The 12,792-nt window shown below is 67.7% G+C and carries 12 protein-coding genes; 3 read left to right on the top strand and 9 right to left on the bottom strand.

Annotated features, from left to right (window positions below; all coding sequences use genetic code 11):
- Positions 1-233: 233 nt before the first annotated feature.
- The gene (locus EPL00_RS02875; RefSeq protein WP_135851924.1) at positions 234-476 is read right to left on the bottom strand and encodes a PRC-barrel domain containing protein; all 243 of its coding nucleotides are present in this window, start codon (positions 474-476) and stop codon (positions 234-236) included.
- Between the two features lie 73 nt (positions 477-549).
- Complete coding sequence (locus tag EPL00_RS02870) at positions 550-3,411, bottom strand: methyl-accepting chemotaxis protein (protein WP_135851925.1); 2,862 nt, start codon at positions 3,409-3,411, stop codon at positions 550-552.
- A 156-nt stretch (positions 3,412-3,567) separates the two neighbouring features.
- Between EPL00_RS02870 and EPL00_RS02865 the strand changes: the two genes are divergently transcribed.
- On the top strand, positions 3,568-4,245 hold the full coding sequence (locus tag EPL00_RS02865; protein ID WP_135851926.1) for a class I SAM-dependent methyltransferase: 678 nt from the start codon (positions 3,568-3,570) through the stop codon (positions 4,243-4,245).
- Between the two features lie 241 nt (positions 4,246-4,486).
- Entirely contained in the window at positions 4,487-4,927 is a 441-nt protein-coding gene (locus EPL00_RS02860) for a hypothetical protein (protein ID WP_135851927.1), read from the top strand.
- A 21-nt stretch (positions 4,928-4,948) separates the two neighbouring features.
- On the opposite strand, the gene EPL00_RS02855 is transcribed toward EPL00_RS02860, so the two are convergent.
- The 3 genes from EPL00_RS02855 to EPL00_RS02845 form a co-directional block, all read right to left on the bottom strand.
- Positions 4,949-5,734 carry a DUF7001 family protein gene (locus EPL00_RS02855; protein ID WP_135851928.1) on the bottom strand — a complete coding sequence of 262 codons (786 nt, stop codon included), beginning with the start codon at positions 5,732-5,734 and terminating at the stop codon, positions 4,949-4,951.
- 205 nt (positions 5,735-5,939) lie between these two features.
- On the bottom strand, positions 5,940-6,869 hold the full coding sequence (locus EPL00_RS02850; RefSeq protein WP_135851929.1) for a sulfide-dependent adenosine diphosphate thiazole synthase: 930 nt from the start codon (positions 6,867-6,869) through the stop codon (positions 5,940-5,942).
- 154 nt (positions 6,870-7,023) lie between these two features.
- Entirely contained in the window at positions 7,024-7,701 is a 678-nt protein-coding gene (locus EPL00_RS02845) for a hypothetical protein (protein ID WP_135851930.1), read from the bottom strand.
- Between the two features lie 215 nt (positions 7,702-7,916).
- On the opposite strand from EPL00_RS02845, the gene EPL00_RS02840 reads away from it, so the two are divergent.
- The gene (locus EPL00_RS02840) at positions 7,917-8,111 is read left to right on the top strand and encodes a cold-shock protein (RefSeq protein WP_135851931.1); all 195 of its coding nucleotides are present in this window, start codon (positions 7,917-7,919) and stop codon (positions 8,109-8,111) included.
- Positions 8,112-8,191: 80 nt separating this feature from the next.
- Here the strand turns inward: EPL00_RS02840 and EPL00_RS02835 are convergent, their stop codons facing one another.
- From EPL00_RS02835 to EPL00_RS02820, 4 genes are all read right to left on the bottom strand, one after another.
- A complete protein-coding gene (locus EPL00_RS02835) occupies positions 8,192-10,831 on the bottom strand; it encodes an AAA family ATPase (RefSeq protein WP_135851932.1) in 2,640 nt (879 codons plus the stop codon).
- A 54-nt stretch (positions 10,832-10,885) separates the two neighbouring features.
- Complete coding sequence (locus EPL00_RS02830) at positions 10,886-11,635, bottom strand: 4-phosphopantoate--beta-alanine ligase (RefSeq protein WP_135851933.1); 750 nt, start codon at positions 11,633-11,635, stop codon at positions 10,886-10,888.
- 52 nt (positions 11,636-11,687) lie between these two features.
- Positions 11,688-11,933: a hypothetical protein gene (locus tag EPL00_RS02825; protein WP_135851934.1), complete on the bottom strand. Its 246-nt coding sequence runs from the start codon at positions 11,931-11,933 to the stop codon at positions 11,688-11,690.
- Between the two features lie 197 nt (positions 11,934-12,130).
- Positions 12,131-12,751, bottom strand: coding sequence for an SIMPL domain-containing protein (locus tag EPL00_RS02820; RefSeq protein ID WP_135851935.1), 621 nt, complete (start codon positions 12,749-12,751; stop codon positions 12,131-12,133).
- Between the last annotated feature and the right edge of the window lie 41 nt (positions 12,752-12,792).

The raw sequence follows: 12,792 nt of genomic DNA, 5'->3' as shown, positions 1-12,792 counted from the left end.
GTTCGGGGCGCGGATGCGGTGCTGTGCGGTCGGCGGTTGCGGTCTGATGGGCGTCGGCATCAGGTCGCGTTGCGGATGCGGTGGCGGTGCTGTGCGGTTCCGAGTCGTACCGAGACGAACCGACAGCTACTGGTCAAAGCAACCTATGCCCCACTTAGACAACGATAAAAATATTTTAAAGACAACTATCGGAATGTAAAAAGCCGACGAGGAGCCACGAAACTCCCACTCGGCTACACTTCGACATCGAGGACGAGGCGGTCGTCGGTTATCTCGGCGACGCTCTCGTCGTGGACCGCGTAGGTCCGGTCGTCGATGCCGCCCTGTGGGAGTCGGGTCTGCATCTTCTCGACGGTCTCCTCGTCGGCGCTGACGTGGGCCGCGCCGTGGTGAATATCGACTACAGTCCCGATGTCGTTGCCGTCGGCGTCCACGACTGTCTTGTCCTCCTCGTCTTCCGTGAGCGCGACTGTCATGCCCGCACGGTAGGACGGTCTCGTCCTTGAGCGCAACGGCCGCTGGCGGGCGACTGGCGACGAGCGGTCACTGCTACGGCGCGGGGAGTTCGTCGCGGTCGCCATCGTCGGACTCTTCGTCGGATTCGTCACTCGGCGTTGGCTCCTCGTCCCGCTCGGTCTCGTCCCGGCCGCTCTCGTCTTTCTTGCCCTCGTCCGACGCGTCGTCTGTCGCCACGTCGTCGGCGACGATTTCCTTCGGATGGAGTTCGTCCGCATCCGCGGTTTCCGGGTTGGTGAGTTCGTCGCCAGTCGCTTCGGTGTCAGTATCGCGGGTCGTTTCGACCTCGGTATCGTCGTCGGTCGATTCAGCCCCGCTATCGTCGTCGGTCGTTTCGGTCCCGGTACCGTCGTCGGTCGTTTCGCTGTCGCTCGTCTCCGTACCGGTAGGCGTGGCGTCGGTGGTGTCGGAGTCGGAAGTCGCGGTGTCGGTGGTGTCGGAGTCGGAGGTCGCGACCTCGGTCGGCTCGGAGTCGGCCGTCTCGGTAGCTGTGGTCTCGTCGTCCGAGTTCTCGTCGTCGCGCCCGTCGCCGTCCGCCTCGTCGTCGGTCTCGAACGATTCGAGGAGACCGCGCAACTCGTCGGCGCGCTCGGCCAACTCGGTCACGCCGTCGGCCGCCTCGCCGAGGGCGGCGGTCTGCTCCTCGGCGGCGGCCGCGACGGTCTGGGCCTCGGCGGTGGTCTCGTCGCTGATGGCCGCGACCGCCTCGACCATCGAGACGACCTCGCGGGCCGACTCGGCCTGTCGCTCGGTCGCACCGCTCATCGCTTGGATGTCCTCGTTGGTCTCGGTCACGCCGTCCACGACCACCTCGAAGGCTTCGACCGCTTCCGTCACCGTCTCCGCGCCGTCCGAGACCTTCCGGCGGGTCTCGTGGATGCCCGCGGCGGCGTCGTCGGTCTGGGCGCGCACGCGGTCGATGGACTCCTCGATGTCCGCGGTCGCGTCGCGGGTCTGGTCGGCGAGTTCCTTCACCTCGTCGGCGACGACCGCGAACCCGCTTCCGGCCTCCCCGGCGCGGGCGGCCTCGATGGAGGCGTTGAGCGCGAGCATGTTGGTCTGCTCGGCGATATCGGTGATGAACTCGGTCACGTCCTCGATGTCGGCCACCAGTTCGCGCAACTCCTCGACCGCCTCGACGGTCTCCTCGGTCTGCGTCTCGATGGCGTCGAGTTCTTCGACCGCCGAAGCGGCCGATTCGCGGCCTTGCTCGCCGCGCCGGGCGACGCGCTCGGCACGGTCGGCCGCGTCGTCGGCGGCGGCCGACACCTCCTCGACCGTCGCGGTCAGGTCGTTCATCTCGCCGACGACCGACTGGAGGTCGTCGCTCTGCTCGGCCGCGCCCTCCGAAATCCGTTGGACCGACTCGCTCACGTCGGCGCTGGTCGCGGTTACGTCCGAGACGGTCTCGTCCACGAGTTCGCTCTCGTCGGCGACCGTCTCGCCGAACGTCCGGACCGACCGCAGGGTCGCCTCCCACTCGTCCACCATCTCGTTGAACGCCCGCGCGACTTCGGCCATCGCCTCGCTGTCGGCCTCGTCGTCCAGTCTGCGGGTCAGGTCGCCGTCGGCGCAGTCGGCCATCGTCTCGCCGAACGCCGCGGCGGTCGCTTCGAGGCGGTCGCCGAGGCGCTCTGCGTCGGCGCGGGCGCGCTCGGCCTCGCGGCGCTCGCGTTCGACCTCCGCGCGGGCCTCCTCGGCGTCCTCCTTCGCCCGCTCGGCCTCCTCGCGGGCGGTCTCGGCGGTGGCTATCTGCTCGCGCAACGAGTCTCGCATCGCGCCGAAGGCGTCGTAGAGACGACCGAACTCGTCGATGCGCCGGGTTTCGAGCGTCACGTCGAGGTTGCCACGCTCCATCTCCTCGGCGGACTCGGTGAGCGATTCGAGCGTCCGCGTCTGTCGGCGGCCGAACCCGACCGCCGCGACCCCCAGCACCGCGATGGTCGCCAGTATCATCGCGGCGAGGCTCGTTCCGACGCTGTCGCGCATCGCGTAGGCGGCCCGCTTCGGCGCGTGACTCAGCACCACCCAGTCGGTGCCCTCGACCGGCGCGTAGCCGACGACCGACGACTCGGTGGACGCGAATCCCGACGCGGTGGCGTTGGCGGCGTCGCCCGCGGAACCGTCCGACTCGCGGGACGCGTTCCTATCGGCACGCTCGGCCAGCGCGGCGGCGTCGAAGGACTCGGAGGCGTTCTCGCTGGTGTCCAACACCGTCTCGCCCGCGCCGTCCACGACCAGCGTCTCGCCGCCGTCGATGGTCTGGTGGAAGTTGTTCGCCCGCACGCTCAGGCTGGCGACCACGACGACGGCGTGCTGGGTGTTCTTGGGCGGCGAACTCACGAACGCGATGGCCTTCTCGCCGGAGACCGGACTGACGTACGGGTCGCTCGTGACGTGGACGTAGGACTGTTCGTTCGTCTTCGCGTCCACCGTGGCCACGTCCCACGTCGCTCCGAGGTCGGACATGTTCCGGTTCACGACCTCGCGGGACGTGCTGGCCAACACGGCCCCGGAACTCACTTCGACGTAGTGGACCGCGACGATGCTCTCGCCGAGCGACCGCTGTTGGCCCAGCAGGTAGAGACCGATCTCCTCGACGTTCCCGTTCTGGAACTGCTTTGCCTGCGAGAGCGTGCGCGTCTGGCGTTCGAGTCCCCGAATCCACCCGTTCAGCCCGTCGGCCTGCAACTCCGCCGTCGAGGTGAGTTGGTTGCGGACCTCCGACTCCAGTTCCCCTTGGGTACTCGCGTACCCGAACGCACCGACGCTCCCGGTGACCAGCATGACGACCAGCACGCCGACGAAGAACTTGCGTGCGTATCGCTTTCGTATCGAATCGGGTACAAAATTTGATATACCGAGTCGCTGGTACCATCTGTCGGTATCCTTCATCGGCCGGAACTCTCCACCCACCCTTCTTAAAACCTAAGACTATATAGGTAACGTAAGAGAATGTATCTGAAATTTGGTCGTTCTATCCGCGTATCCGTCACCGCGATTCCGATTTCGACCTCAGACGTTTAGTTCTCGGCGGTCGTACGAACCGACATGTCACGCGACGCGACCGCCGCGGCACAGCAGTTCTACGGCCGGTGGGCCGACTTCTACGACCTCCTCGCGCGTTCGACGCCCGGTCTCGGGAACCTGCGAGCGCGTGCAGCCGACGCGCTCGCGCTCGACCCCGGCGACACCGTGGTCGAGATGGGGTGTGGCACGGGCGCGAACTTCCCGCACCTCCGCGAGCGCGTCGGTCCGACCGGTCGGGTCGTCGGCGTGGACTTCACGCAGGGGATGCTCGCCCGCGCCCGCGAGCGCGTCGAGCGCGAGGAGTGGCCCAACGTCCACTGCGTCCGCGCGGACGCCACCGAAGTCGAGTTCCGCGAGCCACCGGACGCCCTCCTCGCGACGTTCGTCGTCGGGATGCTCGCCGACCCCGCCGCCGAGGTCGAGCGGTGGGCCGACCTCCTCGCGCCCGGCGGGCGACTCGCGCTACTGGACGCCGCGCAGACGACGCGGTGGTTCGGCTGGCCGGTGAATCAGGCGTTCCGCGGCCTCGTCGTCGCCTCGTCGCCGACCGGGATGGACGCCTACGACGAACCGCCGTGGACGATGTTAGACGACCGCGTGGCGGCGGCTCGGCGGGCGCTCAGAGCGCGCGCCATCGAGACGACCCACAGCGAACGCGCACTGGGCGTGGTTCGGATTACGGGCGGACGCGTAGCTTGACGAGCGGTCTCGCGCCAGAAGGGTCCAGTTTGGGTAGTGGTGGGGGATACCAGCCCCGGACGACAGATACTGACTGCCAGAGTCGCAATGTCGTCACTTCGATAGTGGTGCGCCGATAGAATAAACCGAGTCCATCAGACACCGTGGTCTGTCAGACCGGGGCGAGAGCCATAGCTCGCACTTCGTGGTTCGGTCTGCCGAACAGAAAGCCTACAACTCGCGTCGCCAGTTTTTCCGGACGATGCCGACCGACTCCTCCACCGGGTCGGCCGAACCCACGGTAACTCCGCCAGCGACGCGGACCACCACGAGGAGCCTCGCGGGACTCCTCGGCGTCGCGACCGGCGGGTACGCGCTGGTCGGCGCGACCGGCGAGATGGCGCTCCTGCTCGAAGAGCGGTTGTTCCTGCTGGTCGGCCTCGTCGCAGTCGGGCACGGCGTCGCACTCGCCGCGGACGCGGCCGCACTGGACCGACTCGGTCGCGCGAACGGGCCGCTGGGTTGTTGCTGGGCGGGCGCGCTGTGGTGGCTCGCGGTACGGTCGCGCTCGACCGCGGGCTTCGCCGACGGGAACGTCTGGGCGAGCAACCTCGGCGACTGGACGTGGTTGGCGAGTCTCGCGGCGGCGTCGCTCGCCGTCGGCCTCGTCGTGACGGTGCAGGACCTGCGGTCCGAGGAGTGACCGCCGACCCCACTCGTCGCGCTACTCGTAGGACTCGGCGTGGGCCTCGCAGAACTCGGGGTCGCGGAGTTGGGCCTCGACCACTCCCGGTTGGCGATGCGGGTTCGAGAGCCGACAAATCTCCTCCTCGCAGAACCCCTCGCCGGTCCGCCAGCAGTGGACCGCCTGCAGGACGTAGCCTTTCAGCGCCTCGGTCGTCCGCGGGTCGTCGGCGACCAGAAACTCGCCCTCGACTTCGCTCTCCAGCACCTCGCGGGGCGGCGCGTCGCCCGACAGCAACGCCGTCTTCTGTTTCTCCTCGTAGTACTGCTCGGGCTTGGCTGGCGCTTCGTACAGCCCCGGCACCGAGACGATGGCTGGCTGACCGAGGAGGTTCACCCGCTTGTGCCACCTCGCGTCGTGGTCGCCCCACGTCCCGATAGCGCGGTCCAGCAGGGCGACGTGGAGGTGGTCGAGCGGTCGCTCGCTCTCGGGAATCGCGGCGTTGAGCGCGCGCTGGACGCCCACGCCGTCGTAGAGGACGCCGCCCGCGCGCTCGGGGTGGTCGAGTGTGCGCTCCTCGTACCGGCGGATACCGAGCATCGTGTTGCCCGTCTCGCGCTCGTAGGGCGAGGAGACCCGCGCCTCGGCGAACTGTTCGGCTAGCTCCTCGGTGCTGGGAGCGCCGCCGTCGTCGGAGCGATGCGCGTCCAGAAATCGCTCGCGGACCGCCACGTCGGCGGCGAGGCGCTCGCGGAGCCAGTCAGCTATCTCCTCGGCGTCAGCGACGGTGGTCGGCGCGCGGTAGAGCGTAATCTTCCCGGCCATATTCGTCTGTTGTACCACTCGATAAAACACGTTGTGGTTGTAGCGACCACGACGACCTGCGGTTCAAGCATCCGCGCGCCGGAGGCGCGTGGTTCACCGGACGCGAGCGGAGCGAGCGTCCGGGAGGTTTTTCCCCAAGTTTTTGCGAGGAGTGGTTCCCGTAGCGAACGAAGTGAGCGAGGGAACCCGACGAAGTAAAAAGTGGCTAGTCGTCAGCGGAGGCCGCTTTCGTGGTCATGTCAACCGGTTCGGCATCGACTTCCAACTCGTCGAGGGCGCACTGAGCGGCGCGCTTGCCCGACAGGAGCATCGCGCCGAAGGTCGGCCCCATCCGCGGGAGACCGTAGGTGGTCGCAGTCGCCATCCCGGTCGCAATCAGGCCGTCGTGGACGAGACCGGTGTGTTCGACCACGGCGTCCTCGCTCTTGCCGACCCACATCGAGTCGTGGCCCGGCGAGTCGTGGCCGGGCGCGCCGTACGAGTCGTCGCCGGTCTTGTCCATGCCGGTCGCGCTCTCTTTCGCGTCGCCGATGCCGGGCGCGTCGAGGACGCCGCGCTCGTCCAACTTCGAGACGGCCATCGCGTCGTGGCCCGTCGCGTCGATGACCAAATCGGCCTCGACGGCGATGGGGTCCACGCAGGTAATCTCGCGGGGCAGGGCGTGGACCGGCGTCCAGTTCATCACGATGCCGCCGACGCGGTGGTCCTCCCGAATCACGATGTCGGTGAACTCGGTCATGTTCTGCATCTTCGCGCCCGCGTCGCAGGCGGCCTTGATGAGCGCCGAGCAGGCGTGGGGACCGTTGGCGACGTAGAGGCCCTCGCTGTCCTGTGATTGCTTGAAGTCCACGTCGAGGTCGTCCAAGACGTGTTGGGCCGGGTCCCGGACCGTCACCTTGTTCATCAGGAAGCCGCCGAGCCAGAACCCGCCGCCGAGGTAGTTGTTCTTCTCGACGACCATCGTCTTGACTCCGCGCTCGGAGAGTTCCTTCGCGGCCATCAGTCCGGATGGGCCGCCCCCGACGATTAGCACGTCGGAGTCGCTGAAGTCCATGAACTCCTCGGTCCACTCTTGGCCGATGGCTCGGGTCACGTCCGCTTCGCCGACATCGCTGAACTGGTCGAATTCGCGCATACAACTCGGTAATACCACGAGGTTGTTGAAAGAGGTTGCGGAATGGCCCGTCGGTCACGGACGCTTCGCGTCACCGTTTCGACTCGGACCCCGATTCGATTCGCTGGCGACGAACAGTTCGTGTTACGCCAACGCGGTTGGAGAATGGCGACGCTCAGGCCGTCGAAGTTCCGGCTCTCGACCGACTTCCTTCGTCACTGACAGTGAATCGGACCGTCTCGCCTTCTTCGAAGGACGGGTGAATCACCGTTACGATCGCCGTCGAGGGCGCTGATGCGCCCATCACGCGCACTACCACCGTCTTCGTGGTCTCGGCGCTGGGTCCGGGTAGGCTCTCGGCCTCGGCGACCGCCCGAACGGTCTCGTCGTCGGTCCTCTCTATCCCTTCGAGGAGGAACCGTCCGGCACTGGGAAGCGTCGTTCGCAGTATCAACAGGTAGCTGTCGTCGAAGTTCGTCTCGCGGACGAAGCGCCCGATTTCCGTCTCGGCGACCTCCGCTCGAACCCGACGGAGTTCGTCCGTCGAGGTCAGGAGCGCCCCGCCGTGAATCCTCTCGGCCGAGGCGTATCGGAGGTCGGCGACGACCTCGCGTCCCGTCTCTCTCGCCGTGTACTCCATCGTTCGGCTTCGAGCGGTCGTCTCGGCGGTAGTCGTCACGGTATCGCTCCGACTCGTCCTCACTCGACTCGTCGTCTCGGGCGTTCGGGTCGCGGTAGGCTGAGTCCGCTCGGTCCCCGTCTGGTCGTCGCGGGGGGACGAACAACCACTCGCCGCGCCGAACCACGCGACCGCGCTTCCGAGAAGGACGCGGCGCGTGTACGCTCTCTTCATAAACTGTGGGTATTAGTTGCGATTCTAAGAAGTGTCGAACTCGGGCGCGAAGAGCCTCGTCACGTTCGACTCGTTTCCGCGGAATCGACGCGAACACCCGACTTAAAGCCGAACGCACCCGTACGCGGTAGAATTTTAGGTTTAGAGCGGCCGACAGCCGTGATACCGCGACCCTCGGAAGTGTTATCCGTGACGGGGGCCATTAGATAATTGTAATGGCAAACGGAACTGTTGATTTCTTCAACGACACAGGCGGTTACGGCTTCATCGCGACCGAGGACTCTGACGACGACGTATTCTTCCACATGGAGGACGTTGGCGGCCCCGACCTCGAAGAAGGCACTGACATCGAATTCGACATCGAAGACGCCCCCAAGGGCCCGCGCGCGACGAACGTCGTCCGCGCTTAAATCGAAACTCACGTCGCACAGCGCGACGCCAGATTGCGATTTTTGCGAGAACTAACACGACGACACCGAGGAGCCTCCGCTCAGCGCACGCTCCGCAGGTCCGAGCCGTACTCGCTGTCGGCGTAGCGACTGCGCTCGTTCCAGTCTTCGACGCTCCGGCCGACCGTCGCCAGCGCCGAGCGCAGGCGGTCGGTGTCTACTTCCTCGTCTTCCCGGAGCGCGCTCCGGGCCGCGCTCTCCGCGACCAGTCGGAGGTCGCCCACGGTGTCGCCCGCCGACGCCTCGACCACTTCGTCCCAGTCCACGTCGCCGAGGAGCCTGTCGTCTAACGTCGCCCGCAGGACCGCCTCGCGGGTGTCGGCGTCGGGGAGCGGGACCTCGACGCGCTCGGCGAAACAGTCGGCGTGGCGGACCGAATCGGCAACGTCCTCCACGAGGTGGGTCGCGCCGACGACGAACACGTCCGGCGGCGTCGCGGCGAGTTCGGCGACGAGCCGATGGGTCAGCGCGCGGTCGGCCGCTGCCGGACCGCCCGGCGTCAGCGCGTCCAAGTCGTCCACGAACACGACGCAGGGCGCGTTGGCTCGCGCGATTTCGAAGGCGTCGGCGAGGTTTTCTGTGGGCGAGCCGTCCCACTCGACGGCGAGTTCGGTCGGCGTCACCCGGAGGTACGGCCGGTCGAGTTCCCCCGCGACAGCGCGGCTCAGGTACGTCTTCCCGCACTCGGGCGGGCCGTACAGGAGGACGCCCTCGGGCGAGTCGAGTCCGTAGTCGGCGTACTCGTCGGCATTGCGGAGTTGGTCGAGGACGCGCTCGCGGAGGGCGGTCGCCGGTCCCGCCATGCCGGGCATCGCCGCGAAGTCGCGGTCGGGGGGCGCGTCCAGCAACTCGCCCGCGTCCAGCGAGACGCCCGGCGGTTGCCGGACGCCGTCCTCGTCGGCCTCGCCGGTCGCCGCCACGTCGTACTCGTCCAGCCACGCCGGGATGCTCGTCTCGACCTCCTCGGCGGCCGCCAGCAGGTGTTCCGCTCGGATGTCGGCCTCGTCGGCGAGCGCCGCCCGCGCCGCTCGCTCCGCGACGAGTTCGAGGTCGCTGGCGGCGTGGCCCGCGGTTCGTTCGACCGCCTCGGCGAGCGCGAGGTCGTCGGCCGTCGGTCGCCCGTCAAGGTGGACCCCGAGGATGGCCTCGCGCGCGTCGGCGTCCGGCGGCCCGACTTCGACGCGCTCGTCGAACCGGCCCGAGCGCAACACCGCGTCGTCTACGTCTTCGAGGAGGTTCGTCGCGGCCATCACCACCACGTCGTCGTCGCTGGACCCCTCCAGTTCGGCGAGGAGTTGATTGACCATCTGCTGTTCGGTGTTGGTCATCTCGCCGCTCCGGTCGCTGGCCACGGCGTCTATCTCGTCGATGAACACCAGACAGGGCGCGTTCGCTCGCGCGACCTCGAACAGGTCGGCCACGTTGTCCGCGGCCTCGCCGACGAACTTGCTCGTCAGGTCGCTCGGCGAGATGGAGAGGAAGTGGCGGTCGAGTTCCCCCGCCAGCGCGCCAGCCACGTACGTCTTCCCGCACCCCGGCGGACCGTAGAGCAACACGCCGTCGGTCACGCCGAGACCGTATCGCTCGTAGGTCTCGGGGTCTTCGAGCGGGTCCACGACCAACTCCGTCAGCGTCGTCTTGAGGTCGGCCATCCCGCCCACGTCGGCGAAGTCGCGGTCCGGGTTCGTCTCCACGATGGACCGGACCGACAGGTCCACGTCGTCGGGGACCGTGATTTCGTCGGGTTGCGCGTCGTCGCCGGTTCCCTCCTCGTCACCCGAATCGACCGCTTCGCTGGAGTTGGCGGAGTCACTTGGTTCGACCGACTCACCGGATTTGCCGGATTCGACCGATTCGTCGGCCGAGGAGAGGGCGTCACGAATCGGACCCCCGGAACTGTCGCCGGTTCGGGTCGGCGAGTCGGACGCCGCGGTCCCGTCGCGCGGTCCGCGGCGCTCGCGCCACGTCGCCAGCGTCGCCACGTCCCGAACTCGCCCGAGGAGCGCGTCGTCTCCCGCGACGTGTTCGGAGAGCCACCCGCCCTTGCGGGTCTCGTCGTCGGTTATCCACTTGGCGTCGCGGAACGCGACCAGTCGCCCGCCGCCCGCGTCGCCGCCGAACTCCGCGAGCCAGAACGGGAGGTAGAGGCGAGTCACGTCCGCGATTTCGACCGCTCCCTCGGGGTCGAACTCGTCGGGCAGGCCGTAGCGGTCCCTGAGTCGTCCCACCGAGTCGGCGTCGGCGTCCCGGAGCCGTTCGGCGACCTCGCCTCTGACCGACCGCTTGTCGCGTTCGAAGTCGAGGGGAATCGCCGACTCGGGCCCGGCGTGGGTGCCGAGTCGGTAGCGTCCGACCAGCGAGACCGGGACCGGCGAGGCGCACTTCTCGGCGAAAGGGGCGAGGTCGGCGTCGCGGCCCGCCCCGCGGCCGTCCGCCAGCACGTCGGCGCGTCCGGCGACCGCGCCGGGGTCGCCGGGCGGCGTGTACGCGATTCGGACCCTGTGAACCGGATAGAGGAGCCGACACAGCCTGACCAGTCGCTCGTCTCCGAGCGCGTCGTCCACCGTCGAGAGGGCGTCGCGGACGGTCTCGGGGTCGGGGAGCGTCCGGTCCACGTACCGCACTTCGTACTCGGTCACGGCGTCGTCACCCGCGCGAGCGAACTCCGTCGAGTCATGCAATCGTGGCGTAGTTCTGTTCGGAAAATAAAAAGATAGCGGAACCGCGGCGGTCGGTCAGTCCAACTCGCCCTGCCGAATCGTCTCCTCGGCGGCTCGGAGGGCCTCCTCGCGGTCGAAGTCGGCGACGATGGCTTCTAACTCGTCTCGGCTCGCGCCCCGCTCGCGCAACTCCTCGGCGTGTTTCGTCACGTTCGGAATCGCTCGGACGATGTTGTCGATGATGGGAATCGCGGCCGTCTGGGCCGAGCGGGACATCGGATTCAGGTCGATGACTATCTCGGTCTTACCCATCTCGGCCAGCGCCTCCGCGCGGTCGCCGTCCTCCAGCGGGACGACCACCACGTCGGCGTCGCCGATGCCGTCGGCGTCCACCTTCGCGCGCTCGTGGTCCAGCCCCGGAATCCGGCCGTCCGCGGCGAGACCCTTCACGTCTTCCGCGCCGTGGTCGCGCAGGTGGTCGGCGATGGCCTGCATTCGCTCGTCGGTCCGGTTGAAGAGGTTGACTTCGAGGTCCGCGCCGGTCGCTTCTGCCAGCGCGACCATCTCGCCGGGGACGAGCGCGGCGACGTTCCCGTTCACCGAGAGGACGGGGTGGTCCGCGAGGAGCAACTGCGCGGCCGCGGCCCGCTCCGCGCGGTCGGCGCTCGGCGTGGTCTCCTCGCCGAGCAGGTAGTCGTAGGCCTCGCCGCGGCCCTGCGCGATGAGTCCCTGCTTGCTCGTGATGCCCAACTCGACGCCCTCCTCGATTCGGTGGCGGGTCCGGAGCGACTGGGCGCGGGGGTGGTCGTCGGGAATCTCGGTCATACCCCTTGGTCGGCACCGTGACGTGAAAAAAGAGTCCGATTCGGCGCTTCCGTCAGAGCCAACCGCAGTTCGATCCGGGTTCACCGACGCAGTAATCACCACCACCGCACTGAACCGAGACGGTGCCCGACAAGTTCACGCAGTCGTCGTTCATGGTAACGACGCTGAGTTCCGTGAGGCGGTCGTCTTCGACTGGCGTCTGCTGGACGGTCTCGGTGTCCGTGGCGGCCGTAGCGCCCGTCATTCCGGCGAGAAGCACGACTGCGGCGAGTCCGATGAACATCGATTTGCGAATCATGATTGTTATCCGCCGATTTGTATCGGCATTATTTATGCTATGCTGGTGAGATAAAAATTATTCGGTCGCGTGATATATCTTAGGGGTGGTCGCAGGCCTCGCCGCGGCCCTGCGCGACGAGTCCTGCTTGCTCGTGACGCCCTCCTCGATTCGGTGGCGCGTCCGGAGCGACTGTACGCGGGGGGTCGTCGGCCGAGTCAGTCGTCGGCCAGTTCGTAGACGACTTCCACCGTCTCGGAGACAGCGATGGGTTCCGGACTCAGGTCGGTCTCCGGACCGTTGGCGAGCGCCTCCTCGACGATGTCCGACATCGCGTCGTCGCTCGTCTCGGTCGTCACCTCCCGGACCCGGCCGACCGATAGCTCCTCGGCGGCCGCGAGCCGGTCGGCCTTCGCTCTGGCCCGCGCCATCGCGTCGGCGAGCGCCTCGTCCTGCAACCGACGGTGAACGGTCTCGTCCAATCGGAACTGCACATCCGGGACCGTGGCTCCGCTCTCGGTCGCTACCACGGCGACCTCCGAGGCGGTCTCGGGCGCACAGTCCACGTGCAGTCGTTCGACGGCGAAGTACGGCGCGTCCGTCGCGGGGTCGAACGCCTTCGAGGAGTCCGAGACGCGAAGTTCGACGGTGGCGACGCGGTCGGCCGACGGCACTTCGTCGGTCAGCGACGCTCGAAGGGTCGCGGCTCGGTCGGCGACGGTCCGCCGGGCGGCGGTGGGCGAGTCGCCGTCGCCCGTCACCTTCAGTTCGACCGTCGCTCGCTCGGGCGGCACGGAGCGTCGTCCGGTGGCGTCCGCGGTGATGGTTCGTCGTGACATCGTAGCGAGTTGTTCGGCGAGACGAACCGGGGCCACTAAGT

Origin of the sequence: Halorussus salinus (assembly GCF_004765815.2) — an archaeon.
Lineage (GTDB): Archaea > Halobacteriota > Halobacteria > Halobacteriales > Haladaptataceae > Halorussus > Halorussus salinus.
The sequence above is the reverse complement of the archived record's forward strand: the minus strand, read 5'-3'. Positions and strand labels throughout refer to the sequence as shown.

What these genes read in the sequence shown, in the direction of transcription:
- EPL00_RS02875 (WP_135851924.1), bottom strand. Translation starts at nt 476, where the DNA reads ATGACAGTCGCGCTCACGGAAGACGAGGAGGACAAGACAGTCGTGGAC.
- EPL00_RS02870 (WP_135851925.1), bottom strand. Translation starts at nt 3,411, where the DNA reads ATGAAGGATACCGACAGATGGTACCAGCGACTCGGTATATCAAATTTT.
- EPL00_RS02865 (WP_135851926.1), top strand. Translation starts at nt 3,568, where the DNA reads ATGTCACGCGACGCGACCGCCGCGGCACAGCAGTTCTACGGCCGGTGG.
- EPL00_RS02860 (WP_135851927.1), top strand. Translation starts at nt 4,487, where the DNA reads ATGCCGACCGACTCCTCCACCGGGTCGGCCGAACCCACGGTAACTCCG.
- EPL00_RS02855 (WP_135851928.1), bottom strand. Translation starts at nt 5,734, where the DNA reads ATGGCCGGGAAGATTACGCTCTACCGCGCGCCGACCACCGTCGCTGAC.
- EPL00_RS02850 (WP_135851929.1), bottom strand. Translation starts at nt 6,869, where the DNA reads ATGCGCGAATTCGACCAGTTCAGCGATGTCGGCGAAGCGGACGTGACC.
- EPL00_RS02845 (WP_135851930.1), bottom strand. Translation starts at nt 7,701, where the DNA reads ATGAAGAGAGCGTACACGCGCCGCGTCCTTCTCGGAAGCGCGGTCGCG.
- EPL00_RS02840 (WP_135851931.1), top strand. Translation starts at nt 7,917, where the DNA reads ATGGCAAACGGAACTGTTGATTTCTTCAACGACACAGGCGGTTACGGC.
- EPL00_RS02830 (WP_135851933.1), bottom strand. Translation starts at nt 11,635, where the DNA reads ATGACCGAGATTCCCGACGACCACCCCCGCGCCCAGTCGCTCCGGACC.
- EPL00_RS02825 (WP_135851934.1), bottom strand. Translation starts at nt 11,933, where the DNA reads ATGATTCGCAAATCGATGTTCATCGGACTCGCCGCAGTCGTGCTTCTC.
- EPL00_RS02820 (WP_135851935.1), bottom strand. Translation starts at nt 12,751, where the DNA reads ATGTCACGACGAACCATCACCGCGGACGCCACCGGACGACGCTCCGTG.